Origin of the sequence: Pedobacter roseus, assembly GCF_014395225.1 — a bacterium.
In the GTDB taxonomy this organism is placed as follows: domain Bacteria; phylum Bacteroidota; class Bacteroidia; order Sphingobacteriales; family Sphingobacteriaceae; genus Pedobacter; species Pedobacter roseus.
In genome coordinates, this window is record NZ_CP060723.1 from 3,190,610 (window position 1) to 3,213,810 (window position 23,201).

General features: G+C 37.7%; 16 protein-coding genes. 4 read left to right on the forward strand and 12 right to left on the reverse strand.

Annotated elements, in window-relative coordinates; all coding sequences use genetic code 11:
• Window position 1 precedes the first annotated feature (1 nt).
• Complete coding sequence (mscL, locus tag H9L23_RS13215) at window positions 2-391, reverse strand: large-conductance mechanosensitive channel protein MscL (protein ID WP_187590860.1); 390 nt, start codon at window positions 389-391, stop codon at window positions 2-4.
• Between the two features lie 167 nt (window positions 392-558).
• Between mscL and rpoN the strand changes: the two genes are divergently transcribed.
• The gene (gene rpoN / locus H9L23_RS13220) at window positions 559-2,031 is read left to right on the forward strand and encodes an RNA polymerase factor sigma-54 (protein WP_187590861.1); all 1,473 of its coding nucleotides are present in this window, start codon (window positions 559-561) and stop codon (window positions 2,029-2,031) included.
• A gap of 120 nt (window positions 2,032-2,151) precedes the next feature.
• On the opposite strand, the gene H9L23_RS13225 is transcribed toward rpoN, so the two are convergent.
• The 5 genes from H9L23_RS13225 to H9L23_RS13245 all read right to left on the reverse strand — a co-directional run bounded on the left by H9L23_RS13225 (window position 2,152) and on the right by H9L23_RS13245 (window position 8,462).
• The gene (locus H9L23_RS13225) at window positions 2,152-3,162 is read right to left on the reverse strand and encodes a PorP/SprF family type IX secretion system membrane protein (RefSeq protein ID WP_187590862.1); all 1,011 of its coding nucleotides are present in this window, start codon (window positions 3,160-3,162) and stop codon (window positions 2,152-2,154) included.
• A gap of 2 nt (window positions 3,163-3,164) precedes the next feature.
• Window positions 3,165-6,713 (reverse strand): PKD domain-containing protein, encoded by a 3,549-nt coding sequence (locus H9L23_RS13230; RefSeq protein WP_187590863.1) that lies wholly within the window; start codon window positions 6,711-6,713, stop codon window positions 3,165-3,167.
• Window positions 6,714-6,940: 227 nt separating this feature from the next.
• A complete protein-coding gene (locus H9L23_RS13235) occupies window positions 6,941-7,153 on the reverse strand; it encodes a hypothetical protein (protein ID WP_187590864.1) in 213 nt (70 codons plus the stop codon).
• Window positions 7,154-7,209: 56 nt separating this feature from the next.
• Window positions 7,210-7,350 (reverse strand): Sec-independent protein translocase subunit TatA/TatB, encoded by a 141-nt coding sequence (locus tag H9L23_RS13240; protein WP_187590865.1) that lies wholly within the window; start codon window positions 7,348-7,350, stop codon window positions 7,210-7,212.
• Window positions 7,351-7,607: 257 nt separating this feature from the next.
• Window positions 7,608-8,462, reverse strand: a complete 855-nt coding sequence (locus H9L23_RS13245) for an HD domain-containing protein (RefSeq protein ID WP_187590866.1) — start codon at window positions 8,460-8,462, stop codon at window positions 7,608-7,610.
• A gap of 225 nt (window positions 8,463-8,687) precedes the next feature.
• Here H9L23_RS13245 and H9L23_RS13250 point away from each other — a divergent pair, with 225 nt between their 5' ends.
• Window positions 8,688-9,341: a TetR family transcriptional regulator C-terminal domain-containing protein gene (locus H9L23_RS13250; protein WP_187590867.1), complete on the forward strand. Its 654-nt coding sequence runs from the start codon at window positions 8,688-8,690 to the stop codon at window positions 9,339-9,341.
• 7 nt (window positions 9,342-9,348) lie between these two features.
• The gene (locus H9L23_RS13255) at window positions 9,349-10,650 is read left to right on the forward strand and encodes an ABC1 kinase family protein (RefSeq protein ID WP_187590868.1); all 1,302 of its coding nucleotides are present in this window, start codon (window positions 9,349-9,351) and stop codon (window positions 10,648-10,650) included.
• A 124-nt stretch (window positions 10,651-10,774) separates the two neighbouring features.
• On the opposite strand, the gene H9L23_RS13260 is transcribed toward H9L23_RS13255, so the two are convergent.
• The gene (locus tag H9L23_RS13260; RefSeq protein ID WP_187590869.1) at window positions 10,775-11,131 is read right to left on the reverse strand and encodes a response regulator; all 357 of its coding nucleotides are present in this window, start codon (window positions 11,129-11,131) and stop codon (window positions 10,775-10,777) included.
• Window positions 11,132-11,400: 269 nt separating this feature from the next.
• On the opposite strand from H9L23_RS13260, the gene H9L23_RS13265 reads away from it, so the two are divergent.
• Window positions 11,401-12,003: a GIN domain-containing protein gene (locus H9L23_RS13265; RefSeq protein ID WP_187590870.1), complete on the forward strand. Its 603-nt coding sequence runs from the start codon at window positions 11,401-11,403 to the stop codon at window positions 12,001-12,003.
• A 322-nt stretch (window positions 12,004-12,325) separates the two neighbouring features.
• Here H9L23_RS13265 and H9L23_RS13270 read toward each other — a convergent pair whose 3' ends face one another.
• The 5 genes from H9L23_RS13270 to H9L23_RS13290 form a co-directional block, all read right to left on the reverse strand.
• Window positions 12,326-14,749: a GAF domain-containing protein gene (locus H9L23_RS13270; RefSeq protein ID WP_187590871.1), complete on the reverse strand. Its 2,424-nt coding sequence runs from the start codon at window positions 14,747-14,749 to the stop codon at window positions 12,326-12,328.
• A gap of 141 nt (window positions 14,750-14,890) precedes the next feature.
• Entirely contained in the window at window positions 14,891-18,496 is a 3,606-nt protein-coding gene (locus H9L23_RS13275) for a BamA/TamA family outer membrane protein (protein ID WP_187590872.1), read from the reverse strand.
• A gap of 359 nt (window positions 18,497-18,855) precedes the next feature.
• Window positions 18,856-19,770, reverse strand: coding sequence for an SdiA-regulated domain-containing protein (locus tag H9L23_RS13280; protein WP_187590873.1), 915 nt, complete (start codon window positions 19,768-19,770; stop codon window positions 18,856-18,858).
• A 107-nt stretch (window positions 19,771-19,877) separates the two neighbouring features.
• Complete coding sequence (ppk1, locus tag H9L23_RS13285) at window positions 19,878-21,917, reverse strand: polyphosphate kinase 1 (RefSeq protein ID WP_187590874.1); 2,040 nt, start codon at window positions 21,915-21,917, stop codon at window positions 19,878-19,880.
• Window positions 21,917-23,143 carry a Pycsar system effector family protein gene (locus H9L23_RS13290; protein ID WP_187590875.1) on the reverse strand — a complete coding sequence of 409 codons (1,227 nt, stop codon included), beginning with the start codon at window positions 23,141-23,143 and terminating at the stop codon, window positions 21,917-21,919. The genes ppk1 and H9L23_RS13290 overlap by 1 nt, the downstream gene beginning before the upstream one ends.
• Window positions 23,144-23,201: the final 58 nt, after the last annotated feature.

A 23,201-nucleotide genomic window follows, 5' to 3' on the forward strand; every position in this document is an offset into this window, starting at 1 on the left:
ATTATGCTTTGGCTTTTAGTAAATCTCTTATTTCTGTTAAAAGCACTTCTTCTTTTGTAGGTACAGGCGCTACAACCGGAGCGGCTTCTTCTTTCTTTTTCAAATTATTGGCTGCTTTAATAATCAGGAAAAGAACCAGTGCAACAATGATAAAAGAAATCACCTGCGAAAGGAAATTACCATACTTAATAGCAGTACCCGCAATGGTAAGTTTACTGAGGTCTTCTAAACCAGCTGCCTTTAATGCAGGGCCTAAAACTGCAGGAGTAATAATGTCTTCAACCAATGAGCTCACAATCTTACCGAAAGCTGCACCAATAATTACACCGATAGCTAAATCGAGCACATTTCCCTTAACTGCAAAATCTCTAAATTCTTTTACAAATCCCATATTTTTTAATTTTAGTTTATTTATTTACTAAAATAGCAAACATTAAATTCAATCCAAATGTTTAGCAGATAATTTTAAAAAACCGGACATATCGATAGCATTTAGAGCAATTGCGAAGAATATCTGAAATCTATTGTTTATTTTTGCCCTATTCTTTTATATTTAATATGCTAAAGCAACATCTACAACAAAAATTATTACAAAAGTTATCACCACAGCAAATTCAGTTTATCAAGCTGTTACAGGTGCCAACCGTTGCTTTAGATACGCGTGTAAAAGAAGAACTGGAAGAAAACCCGGCGCTTGAAGATCCTAGTTTAATGACTCAGGACGAGCCTAAAAGCGAGTACGACGATTTAAATGATGGTCCTGAGGATTACGAACAATCATCAGAAGATACCAGTATGGATGAATTTAATGTGGATGATTATCTGCAGGATGATTCTACCAACGATTACAGCACTAATTACAACAATGGAGATGATGATGAGGAGAAAAAAGAAACTCCAATCGCCATTGAAAGTACATTTTTCGAAAGTTTACAGGAGCAACTAGATCTCATTCCTCTATCTGATCAGGATTTCATTATCGGTAAACAGATTATCGGCAGTTTAGACGATGATGGTTATTTACGCCGTCCGCTGGGTTCAATGATCGATGACCTTGCTTTCTCACAGAATGTAATGGTAGAAGAAGAAGACGTACTGGAAATGTTAAAACTGATCCAAAGTTTTGATCCTCCGGGCATTGGAGCCAGAGATTTAAAAGAATGTTTGCTTATCCAGTTGAAAAGGAAAGATCCGGGCAATCCCATTATCATTAAAGCAATGAATGTGGTAGAAAATTACCTGGATGAGTTTACACGCAAACATTACGATAAATTAGAAAAAAGCTTAGGTTTAGATAGCGAAGAACTGAAAGAGGTGGTGAACGAAATTCTGCGTTTAAACCCGAAACCAGGCGATGCCAACCAGGTGACTACCAAACAGATGCAGATTATCCCTGATTTTCACATCAGCAATAACGATGGCATACTGATTTTAACCTTAAACTCGAAAAATGCCCCGGAACTTAAGGTAAGCAGATCCTACCAGGAAATGTTCGAGCATTATGATAAAGCTTCATCAAAAGATAAAAAGCTGAAAGAAGCCGTTCAGTTTGTAAAACAGAAACTGGATTCGGCACGTTGGTTTATTGATGCAATTAAACAAAGACAACAGACTTTGTTGAAAACGATGAACGCCATTATGCACTACCAGTACGAATATTTTTTAACGGCTGATGAGCGTAAAATGCGCCCGATGATTTTAAAAGATATAGCTGATAAAATCGATATGGATATTTCAACCGTATCGAGGGTGGCAAACTCTAAATATGTACAAACCGAATTTGGTACTTTCCTGCTTAAATCTTTCTTCTCGGAAGCTATTCAGACCGAAAACGGTGAAGAAGTTTCGAATAAAGAGGTTAAAAAAATATTGGAAGATTGCATTGGCAATGAAGATAAACGCAAACCTTTGGCTGACGAAAAATTAACCGAAATTTTAAAAGAAAGAGGTTATAACATTGCCAGAAGAACTGTTGCAAAATATCGCGAGCAAATGAATATTCCGGTTGCAAGGTTAAGAAAAGAACTATAAGTCAGTTTACAGTTAGAAGTTTACAGTTGGTTAATACTAAAAGGATCAACATACCGTGGGCATAAACTATCCGTTGTAACGATAGAATTTTCAACTGAAAATTACCAACTGTTAACTTAATTACCACATTTTAATATACGATGGCACTTTGTAAACGTTATTGAGCAATATACCCAGCACAATTTCGTGACTACCGTTGCTGACCTGATTTAATTGAGAAGTGGTAAAATCATAAGAATAAGTGAGGTTAACCATTTTACCAATATTAAAACCCGCCATTGCGGCAAAAGAGTCATCTTTACGATAACTTCCTCCCAACCAGACTTTATCCTTAAAAGCCAGTTTCATGTTTAAATCAAAAGAGACAGGTGCCGGCGATACATATTTTACCATTATCGAAGGGATAGCTGAAATCTCATCATCTACAAAGAATTTATAACCTCCGGTAGCAAAATAGTGTGGTGCTTCTTTACCTAAATTATAGGTATTATCGCCCGTAAAGCTTAATTTTTGCGGCAAAATCTGTTGTACCGATAAACCTGCAAATACCCTTGCACCATACAACCATAAACCTATGCTTAAATCGGGTTTTACCTGATTAATCAGCGCCCTGTTCATAATCGGATCAATCGGGGTATCAAAAGTAAGTGCGTTAACATCCAATGAAATACTCGATATCCCTGCAGCAACACCCGCCGATAAATTAAAATTATTGCTCAATTGTAAATGATAAGCATAGGTTACATTAGCATCCAACCGTTTTATAGGTCCGGTTTTATCCAATACAGCCGTTACTCCCATCCCATGGTGAGATGGTGACGACATGTAGTTCTGCATATAGTTCCTATCCATCGGATTACCCGTTTGCTCAGGAAAAGAAGTCAATGCATTACTCCATAACTGGTTATCACCCAATGCCCAGTGTGCTGATACAAAAGACGTTTGAGGTGCATCGGTAATACCCGACCATTGTTTACGGTAACCCGCTTTAAAATCGAGGTAATTTTCAATACCCGAAAGTGCAGGATTTAAGAGGTACTGGTTAAAAATATATTGGGTGTACTGTGGTTTTTGCTGCGCAAAACTATTAAAAGTTATAAAAAGCGTAAATAAAGCTATGATCTTTTTCAATTCTATCTGATTATTGTGAGAGGTCCTGTTATAGTTTTTCGTCCGTTCTGCGGGTTAATAATGTAATAATAAACGCCAACCGGAAGCGGTTCGTTCTGGTAAGTTCCATCAAAGGGAACTTTATACCCTTTACTTGAGAATACTTTAAGGCCATTTCTATTGAAAATATCAACAGTGGCCTTAGGATATGATTCTAAATACTTGATAATCCAGGTATCGTTTACGTTGTCGCCATTTGGTGTAAAGGTATTGGGTGGATTTAACATCTGCAACACTTTTACCAAAACTTTAGCAGTAGCTGCACAACCATCGGGCTGAGTAGTTGCTGTTAAAGTATATTCTGTATCCTGTTCGGGTGAAGCGATTGGATTTAACACATTGGTTTTGTTTAAACCAGTTGCCGGCGACCATTCGTATTTTAAATTGGTTCCTTCAGCAGTTGCAGGGATTTCGATCTGTCCGCCAGCCAGGATATAGATCAAATTACCTGCATCGGCCACAGGAGATGCATACACTTCGATGTTTTTGCTGATTGAAGAAGAACAATCGTTGGCGCCTTTAAAGGTATAAGTAATGGTATGTGATCCAACCCCAGCGATTTTAGGGTTAAAGGTTCCGTCGGCCTTCATGCCATCTCCGGCATATTCGCCGCTACCTCCGGTCACTTCTTCTTCGGTTTTCTGCCTCGCCTGTATAATGAGCACTGTTCCATCGGCTTCACAAACAGCAGGCATAGTATCAAACTCCAATTGCGGCTCTGGTTTTAACGTAACTGATTTATCTACGGGTTTAAAACAACTTTCTCCTGAATAAGCTACAAGCCTGACATTAAAGCTTCGATCTGCAGTGCCTCCAAAAGTATTGTACTGGATCTCTATATCGCTGTCATCCGGATAAGGAATAGTTTTATAAATACTGGTTTCATTTGGGTAATCCCTATAAATCTCAATTTTGGTAATCTTGCCTGCAAAAGTAGCTGAAGTATTTTTTATGATGATTTTATCACTCACACAAACGTTATTTTTTACAATATCAAAATCGGCAGTTTTAACCGCCCCATTTACGGTAAATGTAAGCGTTTTTGACATTTCACAGCCATCTATATTTTTTACAACTAAAACTACATTATAATCACCGGTAACAATAGGTGAAAAGGAACCATTAAAATCAGTTGAGGTTGCTACAGTATTATTATTAAAGGTGAAAGTCCACTGAGCGGTTAAATCAGTAATGCTTCCATCTGCATTTTTTGAGGTATTTTTAAATTTGGCCACTCCATCATCCAGGCAAAAATCAGGAAGGATAAAATCAGCTTGCTGGGGATTGATTACGCTTACCGTTTTTGATTTTACCTCACTTACGCAGCCTTTATCACTCACGGTGGTTAAGGTAATGGTATAAGAACCAGTAGCACTATACTGATGCACTGGAATTTGATTGGTATCATCTGCAGAACCATCGCCAAAATTCCAGGTCCATTTTACAATTTTCGCTGGATTCTCTATTGTCGATTTTTCAGTTATTTTGATCGGTTTATCTGTGCACAAGCTACTTACCTCAAAATCAGATACCGGCTGAGGATTGATCAGGATAGGATATTCTTCAGATACATCTGTACATTTAGAATCGGTTGTAGCTGTTAAAATTACTTTAAATTGTCCTGCTTTTTTAAAAATATGAACCGGATTTTGTTCTGTTGAAGTTTCTCCATCACCAAAATCCCATAACCATTGTGTAATGCTTCTCGAATCGGAATTGGATTTACTTTTATCTGTAAACTGAACGCCACTGGCCTGACAGCCGGTTTCAGGAACATCGGCAATAGACGAAGGTTGATTATCAACTGTAAAATCGGCTACAAGCTCTTCGATATTACCACAATCATCGGCAGTGGGTTTGGTCGATATTACTTTAAACTGGTAATCTCCAGGTGTATCGTATTTGATTTCTTTAGGGTAAAAATAAGTATAATACGTAACCTCGTTATTGGTGAATGTACCCTGCGACGTAGGTGCTGTTTCGGTAATTACGCCATCACCATTATGTACATCCCAAACCAATTGGGTGGGTTGATAAGGAAGATTGATTTTTAACTTGATGATTTCGCCCAAACATCCGCTGGTTACATTTTTTCCAGTAGCTTCGTTTACAGGCTGAAAGGTAAAATTCTGAATGTTGGCACCGGCGAGATAGGCATAAGATTCAACCGAGCCATAACCATAAGCAATAGCCGAAAAACCTCCTGCAGCAGATAAGCGGTGCTGTGCCTGCTGACTTAAGCTCACATCAACAATAGCATAACTATACTCGCCGTTTATCGCAACAAAATTTGAAACTGGATTTCCATCTAAACGGAATGAAGGAATATCCGCAGTTTTAATGATCACATTAATGAAAAACTTATTGATATTCGTAATCACATTATCCAATCTCGAATAAACAGTAATATTACTTAAGGTCTGCTCAACCGGGTTAAGTACAGTTATTTCTGGATCACCAACATAGGGATCGTTTGCGTTTGGTGTTGTCCGATTGCTTAAATTACAGGTTTGAGAAGTTTGGTATTGTGCCACAGAAATGGGTTTACTACCGGAAATCACATTAGCTGAAGTAGAAAAAAAAGTAACAATTGCGCCTTTTTGATAAGGATTCCTCAACGAGGTTCCGTTGGCATCCGTTGTACTTCCGTTTACGGTTAAAACCGTATTATCTTCAGAAACAATTACCCGAAAAACATCCGTATTGCCATGTGTTGTATTGTAAAAAGGTGCAGTTACAAAGTTTTTTCCCCAGGCCGTAACCGGAAACAACTGCTGATAAAGGTTATCGCCACCACTTGGATTTCTACTGCTTCCCTGCTCACAAAATGATGCCCAGGTATTACCAGAATAAACCGCAATCGGTTTACATCCCTTAGTAGATTTAATATGGCTGCCAGATAAATCATTGGTAGCCTGATATTGATAAATCTCTCCCTTATTTAATGTTTTTGTGAAGGTTTGATTGGCCTGATGAGCCGCATTGCCACTTGTAGGCGTGATTTCTATTTCGGTATCATCATCTACAGCAACGATGGTAAATTCGGCATAATTACCATTGGTATTAGCGCTTTGATAACTATAAGTATAATACTCTTTACCTAAAGTATTGGTTGGAAGCACCATAGTACCACCTGTGCGGGCCTGATAGGCAATTACACTATATAATGAAATTGGATTATCGCTAGTGGTTACGTGAATGGCTTTATTACTTTCAATCACATCATTAGACCCAATGTAGGCGTCGCTGGCAGCAACATTTGGATCGATAATAACAGGTAAACAGGTATTGGCAGGAACAGTACCCGACGAAACCACATTATTACCCACAGTAACCTGATATTTTGTGGCCCTATCAGCAGATAAAAATAAAGTTAATCTTGTTTTCTTGCCATCAACATGGCCTGTATATGTAACATAAAAATCCTTTCCCTTGTTAGAAGTATTTTGGGCATAAGATAAAGATGATGCAAATAGCAAAAAAAATAAAACCAATAACCAACGCCTGTTCATTACTTATCAGCTTATTTTGAAAACGTTATACATGTTTGTTTGATATAGATATGCAATATACCATTAATCAAATCACATGGAAAAAAATTAACATTTTTTAAGCGAGAAAATCTTGTTTCGTGTAATAAACTCCCGGGACTGGTGTAAAAATTTTGAAGAGCTCAACATTATTATTATTGAATAAAAGCAATTAGCCCATAATAATCAAACCATTATATAATAAATATTCAGTTATTGCTTTCGTCAGATTGATCACCGCTTCCATATTTTTCAGAAAAATCTTTTGCTTTTTCGTCGGCGATGCTGTTATTTTGATCTTCAGGCTCCAGGTTTTCATCTAAACGATCATTCCAGTTGTTTAATCCTTTTTCAGGATGTTTAGCATTTTCTGTTGTGAAATCAGATTTTGATTTTGCCTGGTCTTGTTTTTGATTTTCCATGTTGAGGTTATTTGATTAAAAACAGCGCCATTAAACAAATGTTTTACAAACCTTATTTATTTAACCGGTGGTTCGTTTTTGGCGTCTTTAAATTCCTTAACGCTCTTCCCTATTCCCCTCATTAACTCAGGTAGTTTTTTACCCCCAAAAATCAACAGGACTACCACACCGATTAAAATAATTTCTATTGCAGACATAATATTAAATTTTGTACAATATAGGTAGAAAAGTTCATTGGTTTATTAGTTCATTGGTCACTAGTTCATTAGTAATTGCAAACTGCCAATTGTAAACTGGTTATGGTTAATTGTTGACGATTTTTCGCAGCCTGTCAATTCGCTAAAATCCTCTGATATCCATATTAATTTTTATAAACAAATAATCTCTTGGATGACATATCGCTTTGAACAGATATCCTTTTAACACTAATGGCTTATCTCCAATCACTCACCGCCTACACCAGAAGCGCATCCAGTTTCCTGGTTTTAATTTTCGGTACGGCGCCATGGCGCATAAACTCTGCAAAACCTTTTAACTGTTTAATCGACTTAATGGCTTCATACCCCTCGTAGGTTGTCCTAATTTTGTTCAACAACATGGTATCGGTTTTAAACAGATCACTTTCAACCAATAAACCCTTATCCAAAAATTTCTTAATCAGTTCTGCTATTTTGCCATTGGCATAAAGGTGAAGCGGTAATTTAAAAACTTCATTATTTAACTTTTCGAATGCTTCGTTGATCCAGGCTACCTCTGCTTCATTATTTACGGCAATTTTTCCGTCTTTTAAAACCACAGCGGTCAAAAACTCGCGTGCCCGCTGACGCGAAATCACACCACCATGAATGCCATCACGCAGGGTATAATCTAAACGGTCGGCACAGAGCGCTGGTAAAGGCTGCTCCAAAATTGCAAAACTTCCATAAAGGATCTGATTAATATTGTACCCATATTTCAATAAAACATCTGGAATTTCAGATTTACACAAAATCTCTGCAAAAACCTTTTCGTGGTAATCTTCATCAGTGTTGCCAAAAACATAATCGCCCACATGAGAAAAAGCGGTATGCGAAATATCATGTAGTAAACCGGCAATCTGCTCCAGTTCTGAACCACCAAGCATTCTGATTAACATGGTTACCCCAATGGCGTGCTCCAACCTTGAATGGGAAATATCAGGGTTAACCAAAAATATCGCACCACTTTGATGTACGCCCGCTAACCTTTTTAAAGCATCAGTTTCTAACAGATCAGAAAATACCTCTGGCAATTCCATTTTGCCATATAAAAAATCATTTAACTGAATCATATTATCTTGCTTTAATTAGGGGAAGAATTCAATACAAAAATACTAATTATTTTAGTTTTATTTAAAATAATTATCCACAATTCAATCAGCTTAAAACTAAGTAAATTAGTCAAAAACCAACTTTCAAATATTTTGAAAGCTATTATTACATTTTTATGATCGACAAAAAAGCCGCGTTGAAAACAAGCAAATAAATTAAACGTTATACTTGTAAAAAACAGCTATATGGCAACCGCTCAACAAATCAGAAAAGCATATTTAGATTATGTTTTAACCAACAATGAAAAACCAAAATCGGTTTATGTTTTTGTAAAAAAGCTTAAAATTACCGAGGCGGATTTTTATCAGTTTTTTTCTTCTTTCGAAAGCATAGAGAAAACAATCTGGTTCGAACTTACTTTCGAAACGATCAGTAAAATCAAAGAACAGGAAGTTTGGCTACAGTATACAGCCAGAGAAAAAATGCTTTCTTTCTTTTACAGCTATCTGGAAAACCTGAAAAACGAAAGAAGTTTTGTGATTTATAGTTTAAAAAATCACCGTGGAAAATTTTCTACACCCGATGTACTCGCCGGGGTAAAACCGATTTTCGAAAACTTTGCACAGGAGATTATCGATGAAGGTTTAGACAGCGGTGAGCTTGCTGAACGCCGTTTTTTAACTAAAAGATATAAAGATGCGTTGTGGGTCCAGTTTGCTTTTATTGTTAATTTCTGGATCAATGATGACAGCGAAGGTTTTGAAAAAAGCGACGAAGCGATAGAAAAAGGCATCAATGTTACTTTTGATCTTTTTCAGCACTCACCAATCGATAATTTATTGGAATATGGCAAGTTTTTATCAAGAAATGGGAAGTTTGCAGATAAGATGAGGTTTTAAAGATTAGATGAAAACACAAAAAAGTATTCCGACTACCAAGGTAGAACGTTCAGCGAAATTTGTTAAAACCGGTATCCAGATCGGGGGCAATTATATTAAACATTATTCTAAAAAACTGTTTAATCCAGAAATGGACCGCGAGCAGCTTAACGAGGATAATGCCACTGACATTTATAAATCGTTAAGTGAATTAAAAGGCAGTGCCTTAAAAATTGCACAAATGCTGAGTATGGATAAAAATATCCTGCCAAAATCTTATGTAGATAAATTTACCCAGTCGCAGTACAATGCCCCACCCCTTTCGGGTCCGTTGATTGTACGCACTTTTACTAAGAATTTCGGTAAAACACCAGAAAATATTTACGACAGCTTTAATTTAGCATCGAGCAATGCGGCTTCAATCGGCCAGGTGCATCAAGCTACGCTTAATGGTAAAAAACTTGCAGTTAAAATTCAATACCCAGGTGTGGGTGATAGCATTTCATCTGATTTAAAATTGGTGAAACCTTTTGCCTTCCGTTTATTGGGCATGTCGGAAAGGGAACTGAGCATTTACATTAAAGAGGTTGAAGAACGCTTGCTGGAAGAAACTGATTATGAACTGGAGGTAAGGCGTTCGATCGAATTTTCTGAAGCCTGTAAAAACCTCGATCATGTGGTATTCCCGAAATATTATCCTGAATTATCAGGAAAAAGGATTATTACCATGGATTGGATTGATGGCCTGCATTTAAAAGAGTTTTTACAAACCAATCCCTCCCAGGAACTCAGGAATAAAATCGGGCAGGCTTTGTGGGATTTCTACAATTTCCAACAGCACGAATTAAGAGCTGTACATGCCGATCCACACCCTGGCAATTTTATGATCACGCCCGACGAAAATCTTGGCGTAATCGATTTTGGCTGTATTAAAGAAATGCCGGATGATTTTTATTATCCGTTTTTTTCTCTGATCTCCACCGATGTGATCAATGATAAGAACAAAACCATTGATGCGTTTAGGAAGCTGGATATGATACATTCGGACGATACTCCGGAACAGGTTGAATTTTATTATAAATCGTACCGCGAAATGATCAGTTTGTTTGCCAAGCCTTATACCAGCGCCACATTTGATTTTAGCAAGCCTGATTTTTTTGAGCAGTTATATTTATATGGCGAAAAGATTTCGAAAATGCCTGAATTTAAACAGGCACGTGGGGTAAAACATTTTATTTACGTTAACCGGACCAATTTTGGTTTGTATACCATTTTGCACGAATTAAAGGCAACGGTTAAAACGGATACTTTTAAACCTCATGTTGAGTAATGAGTCGTTATTTAGAGCGTAGCTGAGAAATCTGTAAGTTAAATTTAATAAAAATGCTCTTATAGATTTCTCCATTCCGTTGCACTCCATCCGATAACTATCGGATCGAAATGACGATGCTTTATTAAGTATTTTTCTTCACCACTTCAACCATGTGATCGATATCAAATGGTTTTTCAATATAATCGTCGGCTTTGCAATCTTCGGCCTGTTGAGGTAAGTTATTTGATGTGGAGGTTAATACGGCCGATACATCTTCCGTTTCAGGGTCAGATTTAAGTTCTTTAATCACTTCCGATCCTTTCTTTTTGCCTTTGATGTGATCATCCACAATTACAACATCAGGTGCTATTTCATCTATTTTTTCTATAGGTTCGGTTGTTAACGATGCGGTAACATCATAACCTTCTTCTTCCAATACCTGGTCCATAATATCTAAGATATCTTTATTATCCTGAACAAGTACAACCTTTTTCTTCATAAAATAAGCAGACTAAAATCTGTTTAAAGATAAATAAAAAGAATAACTGAAAAGTCGTTCTTAAAATATTTTACAATTCAGATGTAAATGTTGCACGTTTCGTCTTGAATTAAAGCCCGTTCGTCGAGTATTACCTGTTGATTGTATAAAAGGCTTAAATGTGCTGCAACGTTTTCCGGTTGTTGGCGTCTTATCTACAAAACATAACAAAAAAGACTTAAACATTTAAATAACAACTAATTAACATTTAATTTTTAAATAAAAATATTATGAAAACCTCAATCAAAACCCTAATCGCAACATCCTTAACAGCAATCGTTTTATCTTCTGCTGTATTTGCAACAAGTGTATCGGCAACTGAAAAAGAGCCTGTAACGATTTCTAAAATATCGGCTTTTAAAAGAATTTCTGTAAAAGGAAATGTAGAGCTTACCATTGTTCAGCGAAATGCAGCTGGTGTTTCTTATACTGACGAGAATACCGGAACAGCAAAAATTATGCAGGATGGTGATAATTTAAAGATTACATCGACCAGCACTGATAAAACTAAATTAACTGTTTATGTAAACGATATCTACAGAATAGAAGCTTCAGAAAATGCTGTTGTTAAAACTGAAGGAAAATTAAAAACAAAATACTTACAGATCTTTTTAAAAGGAAATGCCCATGCTGAAATCAATACAAGTACTGAAGGTTTATATACCGTAATTGCTGATGAGGCAGATTTGAAATTAAGCGGATCAACCGATAACCATACTTTGGTAATGGGTAACTCTCAAAAATTAACCATTGATAGATTTGCAGCTTTGAAAACCAATATCAGCTCGATAGAAACGGTTGCCATAGAAAAAGAAATTGCAGCAATTAACTAAGCACAAAAAAATACAACAAAAAGGGCTTTCTGATTTTGACCAGGAAGCTTTTTTTTGTTATGGAAAATGTAAGATGGGCGATGGAATGAATAAAATTATTGGCCTGGCCTTAAATAATAAGTCTGTTATTGCGAAAAGGCTTTTCAGTCGGTAACCATCCGGTTTTCGGGAAAGCAATCCTACAAAGATCGCTACCAGCGTGTGCACTAAGATTGCTTCGTCGTTCCTCCTCGAAATGACGAACTTTTCTCTATTTCGTCAGTGGTTAGAAACAAAAAATCCCCTGGCATTTACCAGAGGATTTACAATTATATTAAATAGCTTATCGCTGTAACACTTTAGCTATTTCTTTCTCGATAGATTTTAACTCTTTAGGCTTAAGCTTTTTTGCAGCATCAGTTTTGGCAGTTGTTTTATTCTCTAAATATTTCACACCTACCCTTAAAGCTTTTAAGCCAGAAACACCTTGCAGTTCATCTAATTCTAATTCTTCCAAATCGTCGTTTAAATAACCCTGAACCTGCATGTACTTGATGTACTCGGTATATTCTTTGGCTTCTTCAGGATTGAAATAAACCATCGCAATTTTGTGTGGCTGCGTTAAACGTTCGGTAGTACCTTTAATCAATACTTTATCGATGCGTTTTTTCACTACTTCGTAACGGATATTGTAAGCACCTTCTACATCAAAACGGCGTTCATCGTTTCTGAAACTGATATCGATCGCATTAGAGTGGATGAAAATCAACTGTGTAGTTTCCAATGAACGTGGCATATCACTGATTAATCCTTTTGATAAACGTGCAATATCCACCATGGAAGTTAACTGCCATAAACGGATATTTTTTAAATACAACAGATCAAAAGGTTTATCAGGTGCAATTTCCTGACCAATATAAATGTCGTATTCTACCCCATCTGTCCTGAATTTAGCAAAATAACAAGGATATGAAGCCTGTAAATTTGCCTGCGATTTTTCGAGGTATTGACTTACTTCAGTATTGATTAATTGCATCGACACTTCCAGTTGCCTGCGGTTGGCAAAGGCAGCACCTGTTTGAGGCACAATTACTTCGAAGTACTGGTCTACAAATTCTGCAGTTGCAGGGTAGTTCCCCTTTATAATCGATAAAAACGGATAAACCTCTATTTCTAAAAACTCATTTAGCTTATTTTCTTCATTTGAAGAAGCAAAATCACCGATGCGTTTAATCCAATCTTTACAGTTGAACAAAAGTTTATCGGTAAGTTCTAACGAAACATGCTTACGGATGGCCTTTAAAGTATCAATTAAACTGTTTAACTGCACTTCCATATCATCCTTTAAAGCTTTGTTACGCTCTATGGTCGAATTACGGATATCAATTGCACCAAATAAGGGATACATGTGTTTAAAGGTGATGGTTTCAATTTCCTTTAACTTCTGATTGCCACTATTTTGAAGGAAATGCCAAACGGCCTCGTTAAATTTCCACTGTACAGAAGGTTGCAAAGCGGTAAACTTATCCATCAGCACCTCATCCATTTTGGCATCAAACTCTTCGATACTGTATTGGAAAAGCTGACCGATTAAAGGCATGGCCGGACGCAATCTCGACAACAATTTATCATCAACCAGTACTTCTTCCTCCGAATACACCTCTAAAACACCAGCTAATTGGTTGTTGTAATAGATCGGCAGCACAGAATAAGAACAAACACCAGCTTCTTTTAAAACCCTTAAAAATGGATCTTTGCTGATTTGATCGTCATTAATCGCACTTACAAAGATTGCACGTGGATTTTCCTTATATTTTTCTACCAGCGAATAAAAAACTTCCTCTTCGAGATTGGATGATTTCGCTGAATTGATCAGCATGCTCTGCGAAAATTCCTGGTTATCGAAAACCAGTTTGTTATTCACAGTTAAAAATGGCATTAAACCAAATTCAACCTTTCCGTTGCCACTTAGCGTTTTTAAGGCATGTATAACGTGTTTGTAGGCCTCCGTTTGATAATTATGATTAACCAGCGCATCGCGAATACCATCAATGGCATGTTGCAGCGTAACATCTGTTATGGAGATAATGCTGAACCCTTCGAAATGAAAATTATTTAATGGCAAATGCTCCACTAAGTATTCCAGTTCGGTTTCGCTCTGAAAATGCATGCCTAGTTCTTCGAAATTAAGCTCAGGCAGATCGCCTTTATGCAGGATATCTACAAATTTGGTATCCGTTTGGATATTATAGTATTGCGTAAGCTTAGTTTCGGGATTGATATGGGCATAAATAATCTCGTTTTTCAGTACCGGAGTAAAATTATAAAACCGACCTAAAATAACATTGTAGATAAATTTTAGCTGTTTTTTCTCAACCGGCTCGTTATCTTTCGTTACTTTATTTTTAGGATCGTGATCCTTAAAAAATTTATAGAATGCATTGGTACTGAAGAAAATCTGATCAGGAATCGGGGTACTTAAAGCCCAAAACAAATCATCTTCGTTATCCATTAAAGGGGTTAGAATGGTAAAAATTAATTCTAAGGTATCTTTGTATTTGGATAATTCTTCTGCACTGATGTTGCCAAGCAGCACATCGTCTTTTTCAATTTTTTGAAGTAAAAACCTGTAAAATTCTGATTTTACTGATTTTTCTGTTTTCAACCTGCCTTTTAAATACTCCACAAGGGGGCGGAAAGACAGAGATGATTCTACCTGGCAATGTATACATTCGTTTTTATGTATCTGTATTACATTGGTATTCATTGTATAAGTTTTGCTATAGTGTAAAAATTATAGTTATCTATTTAATTACTAATTCTTTGCAAAGATACACACTCGCTAAAGCAATGTTCGTCTGCTGAACGTAATAGTTGGATATTACATCTATAAATATGTTACACAAATTTAGTACCTAAAGTTAAGGGATACGTAAGGATACCAGCCATCAGAGGAGTGTCCCATCACAAATCGCACAACTGTGAGTGATGCCGGTGCAAAATAAACACCCCCTCCTACGCCGTGGTGCCATATTGTTGATGGTTCGTCACGTTTCCATACCCTACCTACATCATAAAAACCCAATAAGCCAATTTGTCCGGGTAAAACATAACTTACCAGGTCGCCAAGTTTGGCCCTAAGCTCCAGATTGTTATAAAAAGTATGTTCACCTGCAAACCTAAACTGGCGATAACCGAGCAAATTGCCCTGTCCGCCCAGATAAAGCGCCTGGTAAAAGGCTGGTTTACCCACGGTTACTCCACCGCCAAAACGATCTGCCAAAATGAAGTTTTTTCTGCCATCCAGGTTTTTATACAGTGCAATACTCGCAGTAAATTGTCCGTAAGAGTTAGAATATTGGTTAACGCCTTTATAACCCAGGAGTTTAAAATCTACATAACTGCCCAGGGTTGGCAGCAGGTCGTTATCGCGGGTATTATTAGTAAAATTAATAAATGCACCTGCAAACATCTTTTCGTTACGAACGGTCAATGAATCGGAAGAATGCAAAAGTGATGGATTCTCGATAAAACGCCCGTCGTTGTCTTCTTTATTATATTTATAATATTGCCATGATGGGCCAACACTAAAACTGGATTTAGGGCGGCGCCACCTGATAGCAGCATCAACCTGATAGAGGTTGTAACGTGCGCGATAATACCTGATATCGTCACCATGTTCATCAAAGTGCGTTTCGTTGCCCAAACCAAAGAAATTCTGTGTATTATTTGGTGCAAAGGCATCGGCTTTTACCACAATATCACCTTTACCCAATGCTTTTAACCATTCGCCTTTATAATTGAACCTAAAAGCTCTTGTAGAGAAAGAATGGAGAAAAGAAACGGTTTGCGAATTGCCATAAGGTTGTTTCCTGAATCCAGGATTGGTTTGTTTGTAAATTAAACCCAACAATATTCCATCATCCTGATTGTAACCTGCGTTGATTAACCACGAGTTACGGCGGTACATATCTTTAGGAATGTAACTGAAATTCGAGGTGTCGTTAGAGATTATTTTTCTGATCTTATCCGTATCTTCTCCATTGTAGGTGGCTTTATCTTTTCTGCCATATAACCTTACCAAACTGTTGCTATTGGCAAAATCGTACACTTTATTGCCTTTACCACCAATAATCCGGATTTTAATGTTTGAGTTTTTATTGTTCAGGATCAGGCTATCGTTTCCGTTGTGCATATACACCCTGATTTCTTTAGTTACTTTGGGATCAAATTTCCTGTCGAAGAGTTCGTCTTTAATATTCCCTTCCTTTGAAATTTTATTGATTTTCACCCGTAAACCATTGTCATCTGCATCGGTGATCTGGATCAGCTCATTTTTATTGGTCACCTCGATATCCACAATGCGGTTAAAGAAGTGGTAATATTGATTCATTAGTTTAGGCAAAGTGGCGATTCTGTTGCGTAACTGGGCCAAAAATGCATCATGGTGTAATGAATAACTAGGCTCAGGCAGTTTTTTCAATGCTTTTTCGAAAACAGCATCGTTATAGTTTGCGCAAAAATCTTTTACAATCTGATCAAATTCTTTTTCATCAATGTCGGCTGTCCAACGACTGCTAATTTCCCTTCCTTCCCACAAAAACCAATTGATATTCTGGATGCCACGTTCGTAGCCCTGCATCATCGGTAATAAAGAAGAAGATTGTGTATAACGCTGTAAAAAACCATCAGATCTGAAAAATACCTGATCGCGGTCTCTCGGAACCGGGGTATAAATCTGACCGTCTTTGGTTTTGGTTGCTTTCCAGCGCCATTGGTCTTCGTGTCTGTCCCAATCGCCTAATAGTACGTCAAATGCCCTTGCCCTCACCCATGATGGTCCATCCAGCTTATTGTCGTTATCGTCAGTTAGCTTTCTATCCATTTTTGGAGAATTGTCTGAATCTCCGGTAGGTTCACGCTCTTCAAATAAACAAAGCGTATTGGCAAAAGCAGGCTCAAATTCTCCTAAATTATCATCCGGAGAAACCCAGCCGATAATTGGATTACTGTGCGCAATACCAGCTGCTTTGGCCAGATCGGGTACTACCAAAGCCGAAAAGGGATGTTGTGCCGACATGTTATCTTTAATAACATCTTTGGCAAAAGTTTCGCGTAAGGCAGCGGGCAAAAGTACTTCGGGATATTTTTCTACGCTGCGCAATACATATTCTTTGCCGTCTTTATCTTCTAAACGCAACGATCGCGATTGGTTACCGCCACCACGTTGGGTTGCTTTTAAACCACCCATCATCTGAGAAATCCGCAGCACAGGAACTTTTGTTTTTTCAGCGTATTCTTTACGGTAATTTTCGCCGAAAACGTAACGGTGAAAACGGCCTACGCTATCGTATTCAGGTTTAATACGAACGAAAATGCTATCGGCAGTAATCGGTTTATCCCTGTTGCGCACCTTTTTAGGGATGGCCTCAAATTTTTTAATATAACTGTAAACTCGTTTAACGCTGGTATCCGAATAGATGTAATATTCGTAGCGCATATCATTATTTTTTAACTGATCGGCTACTACGTAACCTTGCTGCATTTCGTGAAAAAGAGAGGTTTTACCTTCTTTATTTGGCGATACTTTTGAACCCGAGCCACTGATGATCTGCAATTGTTTTCCTTTTATTAACTGAAGTCCATGCTCATGCCCGGCAACATAGGTTACGTTTGGATAATCGCCAAACACACCGGTTACTGATTTAATCATATCCTTATAGGCGGGATGGTTTAAATCTTCGGGACTTAACAAAGTGGAGCGCAGCAAAGGATAAACGGAACCTAGAACTGGTAAAGGAATGTAAAGGTTTTTATTTAATGAGGTTAATGGAAAAAGGTGGTTTCTTAAATTAAAATAGCCCCCATGCGGACCGTAACTCTGAAACGGATGGTGCGAAGCCAAAAGGATCACTTTATCTTTGTTTTCTTCGAGCAATTGCTCCATTTTTACAACTACTTCGTCTTTGGTGCGGCAGTCGCAATCGCCATCTGGATTGGATTTATTATATGGAAAAAGCCACCATTCACTATCATAAGCAATAATGGTTAGTTTATCTGTAAGTTTTATTGCTACGGGATCTGGACATCCGTTTCCGGGAATCAATTTTAACAAAGGGTCATTTTGGGCAGCAAGGAAATCGCCCTGTGCTTTAATTTTGGCAAGGCCTTTAGGCCCGGATTTATCCCAGTCGTGGTTGCCGGGTACAAAATAAACTGCGGCTCCCATTTTACGCATCGGCTCGAACTGCGAGCGTAATATTTTTTTGGTCTCTTCTTCTTCCAAACTACCTGGCAGCCCCATTCCTGTTGGGTAAATGTTATCACCCAGGTAAACTACGGTTGTTTTTTTAGGTAAGATCTGTTTTGCAGCATTTTTTAAATCCTGCATCTGGGCAGGGTTCATTTCGCCTGCGTCGCCAAAAAGAATTACACGGTATTTTACATCATCCTGTGCAAAGGCAATGTAGTTGATTAAAAATAAGATGGTAAAAAGGGTAAATCTTTTAATCATAGTGTAACATTTGTATAAAGATAGTTATTTTAATTTTTTTGAGGTTTTTTATGTTAAGAATCTCTTTTTATTATTAAAAAAGCATCCTTAACTACCTCAACTCCTTAGTGGTTAAAGAAATTTACAATAAGTTGAAACATCACCATTAAGAAGTTAAGGACATTAAGTTTTTGTTATAATAAGTCGTTATGCTAAAATATCACAAATAACAGACCTGATAGCCAGGTCGTCAATTGCGAGGCACGAAGCAATCTTACAAAATCGCTACCAGCGAATGCATTAAGATTGCTTGGTCGGCTGAAAAAGCCTTCACGCAATGACGGCCTTTTGCAGCTTAACGCGATGAGTAGCTATACTAATTACTTTTTCAATTTAAACAGTAAAATATTACCCGCGGCCAGGGTTCCGCCTTCGTTAGAAATATAAAGGTTGTTATCACGGTCGAAGGCAATACCTTCTGGTTGGTTAAATAAGCTCGGATCTAATGCTTGTGTTGCTTTAACTTTAAAATCAGCATCGGTAATCACCAACAGTTTATTTACTGATGAAAGAATGTACCACTCGTTGGTTTTTGGATTTTTAGCCAATGCTGATGGACGGAACCTTGATTTTGAGCTTCCTGATGCTTTTTCGATCGCTTTATGCGAAAGGCTGAATTCTCCGGCTGCTGTTAATGAAGCATCATTGCCAACTTTAAAACCATAAATGCTCGATGCCTTTGCTTTAGAATCGGGTTTGCTATCTTTAGTTAACACATAAATCATGTTGTTTTTCTCATCGGCTGCCAATCCCTCGTACTCCGCTTTGGGTACAAGATCTTTGGTTTTGTTTACGTTACTGGCTTCTGGTTTGCCTAATTCGGAAATTGGGAAAGTATGCAGTTCGCCATTGCTTTTTAACACAATGAAATAATTTTTGATGATGGTTACATCTTCGTAATCACCTTTAGCACCAAATTTGGTGAATTTTGATTCTTTATCGCCAAGGCCTAAATGAAAAAGGTCTCCATCTTCATCCTGAATGGCAAATACTTCTTTTGGATCGCCGTTATGAAATACAATACCGGAAATTTCGAAAAGATTATGCGGCATGTTGTATTTTACCGGATTGGCCAGATCGTAAGGAAAATCAGATTTTGCTGCTTCGCTTGTTGACGATGTTGTGGTGGTTGAATCACTTTGTTTGTCATTGCGGTTACCGTTAACACAGGATACGCTAAAAAAAGCAGAAGCTATTAGAAGACCTGAGGCCAAAAAAGTTTTATTGTATTTCATAAGGGTAAAATTTTAATGTCCATGGTCTGTGTCCTCACAAACCATCAATAAAAGTAAAATCATGTGGCCTGTGGTGACCAGACCACGGCACGGGCGTGATATCACGCTTATTTATTTTTCAATAATTCATAAATATCATGCTGAGAGGAAACAAGAACCTCGCCAGTTTTAACCGGAATGTTATCCATGTGTTCATCAATGCAAACAGCCTGCACATTATCATGTTTCTGGATTTCGATAATGTCGATCATTTCCTGTTTAATCTGCTCATTATAAATGGGAAAACAAACTTCGATCCTGCGGTAAATGTTCCGGTTCATCCAGTCGGCCGAACCGAGATACATGTCGTTTTTGCCCAGGTTGTGAAAGATAAAAACACGTCCATGCTCTAAATAACGATCAACTATGCGGGTAACTTTAATGTTTTCGCTCATTCCTTTTACCCCCGGAACCAGACGACAAATGCTCCTCACAATCATATCAATCTTTACCCCTGCCTGCGAAGCTTCATAAAGTTTATTGATCAAAACCTTTTCTTCCAGGTTGTTCATTTTAATGGTAATGCCCGAAGGTTTTCCTTGTTTGGCATGTTCAATCTCCCGATCGATCAGCTCCAGAAAAACCCTTTGCAGGTTAAACTGAGCCACCAATAAATGCTTGAAATTAATCAGGTCTGCCGATGTTGGTTTAACCCTTTTGGCAAGGAAAATGAAGAGCAACTCTACCTCACGCAGCATTTCTTTATTGGCCGTCATTAAAATATGATCGGTGTAAAAAGCAGCGGTGCTTTCGTTAAAGTTTCCGGTGGCAAACAAACCCGAATAACGCATCCTGTCGCCTGTTTGACGTTTCACCAGGGCTACTTTGGCATGTACTTTTAAAGCGGTTACGCTATAAATGATATCAACGCCCACCTCTTTCATTTTTTTTGCCCACTTGATGTTGTTGGCTTCATCAAAACGGGCTTTAAGCTCTACAAGAACGGTTACTTTTTTACCATTTTTTGCAGCGCTGATCAAAGCATTAACAATTTTCGAATCGCTGGCCACTCGGTAAAGTGTAACATATATTTCCCTTACCTCTTCATCAATAGCTGCTTCGTTAAAAAAACGCAATACACTGTCGTAACTTTGGTAAGGCGTATGTACAATGATGTCGTTTTTATAAATGGCTTCGGTTAAAGATCCGTCAATCAGATCGGTATTACAGAGTTTTGGCCAATTCTGGTTGGATAGCTTTGGTAAATTCACCGGAAAACCCATAAAATCTTTCAGGTTGTGGTACTGTCCGCCCTCTATCCTATTGGCTTTTTTAAGGTTGAACAGCTTTTTAAGCAGTTCGAAAACATTAGCTGGTATGCCCGGCTGATGAAGAAAACGGGTAGCGAGACCTGAATCCCGTTTGAGCAATTGTTTCTCCAGCTGTTCGGATAAACTGCCTGAATATTCGTCTTTCAGGTCGATTTCGGCGTCCCTGGTAATCTTGAAACTGTAACATCCGGTAATTTCTCCTTCCGGGAAAACCCTGTCCAAATGAAAACGAACGATATCATCCAGAAAGACGATAAAAGTTTCCTCTCCTGCTTCTACCTTATAAAAACGTGGTAACTGATTGGAAGGAATATTTAAAATAATAGCTTCGGTTTCGTTGTTCTTTTTTAGGGTAACCAGAAAATAGAGTTCGTTATTGGAAGGGAAAAAATTAGTATCCTGATTAATATGAACAGGCTGCAAAAAGGCCATTACCTGACTCAAAAAATACCTGGTTACGCTTTTCTGAATCTCTTTAGGAAAGGGCTGACCGTAGATTAAATTGATCATATTTTCCTTAAGCTGTGGAATAATATCCGATTTGAGTACTTTCCCATAACGCTGTTGCTGATCAGAAATAAACCGATTGGCAGTATTCAGCAAATTATCGTCGATCTGGATGTCGTTATCTTCTTTATTGCTCAGTTTTTCCAGGGCAAGCAGCACGGGCATCCTCACCCGATAAAACTCATCGAGGTTAGAAGAAAATATTGATAAAAACTTGATCCTTTCTAAAAGCGGAACGGTATTACGCTCAGCTTCCATTAAAATACGTTCGTTAAATTTTAACCAGCTTAAATCTCTATTGAAAAAAGAGGTTTCGGTTGTTGTTTCCATTAAAGTTTACCGTAAGCTGCGTAAGCAATTACAAATGCCAATACGGCTGCAATTAAGCCGAACATAAAAATATTATAAGCCAGGCGGATCAATTTATATTTGCGGCCCAGTACTACTCCTTGCGAGTATACATCGGTAATGAGGGTTCCGTATAAAAAGTCTTTATCGTTCATCACCTTAATCATGCCTTCGGTATAACTTGGCAGGCTCATTTTATAAAAGTTACCGAAAAACAATAGGTTTACTTTTTTCTTGTCCATATCTTCCTGGGTAAATTCGCCTTTAGGAATGGATGGACGTGTTGATAAAATGGAAACCACCACACAGGTTAAACTTACCATCAGGAGAATAAAAGTCGGGATGATCAGGTTTCCGTGATCTTCTAAACGCCTTAACAGCAAACTCACAATTAACGATAGCATGATAGAATTTACGGTAATCAATATATGCGCCTTATTATCGGCCATATCGCTCAAACGCTGGTTATTGGCAGAAGTAATCCTGAACATAGTTTCGATCCCTTTATCAGGTCTGTCGTCTTTATCTTTTTTCTTTTTGTCTTTATCTTTGTCTTTGATAATTACCGGTGCAAAGTTTTTAGGCTCTTCAAGTTCGGTGCTGATCTCTTCCTGTGATGTTAATTTACTTTTCAGTTTTTCGATATTTTTCTGTTTCTGATCACTTATTAAGAGATTGGCGTAATCGGTATGGTAATGGTGCGATTCCATAAACTGGATATCTTTTTTGCGCCATTCGAGTTTACTGATGTCTTTTTTATAAATCAGTTCGTTTTCCTTGTGCATCAGTTTTCCTTTTGCACGGAAATCAGCCAATCCTAAGTGAAAAAGATCTGCATCGCAGATGATCTTATCAATTTCATTTTTAGGTTGCTGTGGAATTTTTGTCGCAAGTATGGCGCTCTTTACACTATCGCGTACTTCCTGATTTACCTTGTGTTTGGTTAAAAAATCATCGGCCAGTTCTGCACCTTTTGCCTCATGGTTTAAGGCATCTTCAAAATAGCCGGTATCGTGAAAATAGGCGGCAACGGTTACCGTGAAAAAATCCTGTTCGTTAAGCTGATAGTGATTGGCAATTTGTTGTGCCGCGTTTACAACCTCCTGGGTATGCTCAAAATTATGATAAACCAACCGCGGATCGTTATGGGTATGGAAGTAATCGCTAACGTGCTTTTCTACATCTTCCTGCAATTGTTTATAGTTCATGAACGTAAATATGGTGGTAATAATAAGTTATTTTGGGGAAAATGCATTTTCTTAAAAT

What these genes read in the sequence shown, in the direction of transcription:
- mscL (WP_187590860.1), bottom strand. Translation starts at nt 391, where the DNA reads ATGGGATTTGTAAAAGAATTTAGAGATTTTGCAGTTAAGGGAAATGTG.
- rpoN (WP_187590861.1), top strand. Translation starts at nt 559, where the DNA reads ATGCTAAAGCAACATCTACAACAAAAATTATTACAAAAGTTATCACCA.
- H9L23_RS13230 (WP_187590863.1), bottom strand. Translation starts at nt 6,713, where the DNA reads ATGAACAGGCGTTGGTTATTGGTTTTATTTTTTTTGCTATTTGCATCA.
- H9L23_RS13235 (WP_187590864.1), bottom strand. Translation starts at nt 7,153, where the DNA reads ATGGAAAATCAAAAACAAGACCAGGCAAAATCAAAATCTGATTTCACA.
- H9L23_RS13240 (WP_187590865.1), bottom strand. Translation starts at nt 7,350, where the DNA reads ATGTCTGCAATAGAAATTATTTTAATCGGTGTGGTAGTCCTGTTGATT.
- H9L23_RS13245 (WP_187590866.1), bottom strand. Translation starts at nt 8,462, where the DNA reads ATGATTCAGTTAAATGATTTTTTATATGGCAAAATGGAATTGCCAGAG.
- H9L23_RS13250 (WP_187590867.1), top strand. Translation starts at nt 8,688, where the DNA reads ATGGCAACCGCTCAACAAATCAGAAAAGCATATTTAGATTATGTTTTA.
- H9L23_RS13255 (WP_187590868.1), top strand. Translation starts at nt 9,349, where the DNA reads ATGAAAACACAAAAAAGTATTCCGACTACCAAGGTAGAACGTTCAGCG.
- H9L23_RS13260 (WP_187590869.1), bottom strand. Translation starts at nt 11,131, where the DNA reads ATGAAGAAAAAGGTTGTACTTGTTCAGGATAATAAAGATATCTTAGAT.
- H9L23_RS13265 (WP_187590870.1), top strand. Translation starts at nt 11,401, where the DNA reads ATGAAAACCTCAATCAAAACCCTAATCGCAACATCCTTAACAGCAATC.
- H9L23_RS13270 (WP_187590871.1), bottom strand. Translation starts at nt 14,749, where the DNA reads ATGAATACCAATGTAATACAGATACATAAAAACGAATGTATACATTGC.
- H9L23_RS13275 (WP_187590872.1), bottom strand. Translation starts at nt 18,496, where the DNA reads ATGATTAAAAGATTTACCCTTTTTACCATCTTATTTTTAATCAACTAC.
- H9L23_RS13280 (WP_187590873.1), bottom strand. Translation starts at nt 19,770, where the DNA reads ATGAAATACAATAAAACTTTTTTGGCCTCAGGTCTTCTAATAGCTTCT.
- ppk1 (WP_187590874.1), bottom strand. Translation starts at nt 21,917, where the DNA reads ATGGAAACAACAACCGAAACCTCTTTTTTCAATAGAGATTTAAGCTGG.
- H9L23_RS13290 (WP_187590875.1), bottom strand. Translation starts at nt 23,143, where the DNA reads ATGAACTATAAACAATTGCAGGAAGATGTAGAAAAGCACGTTAGCGAT.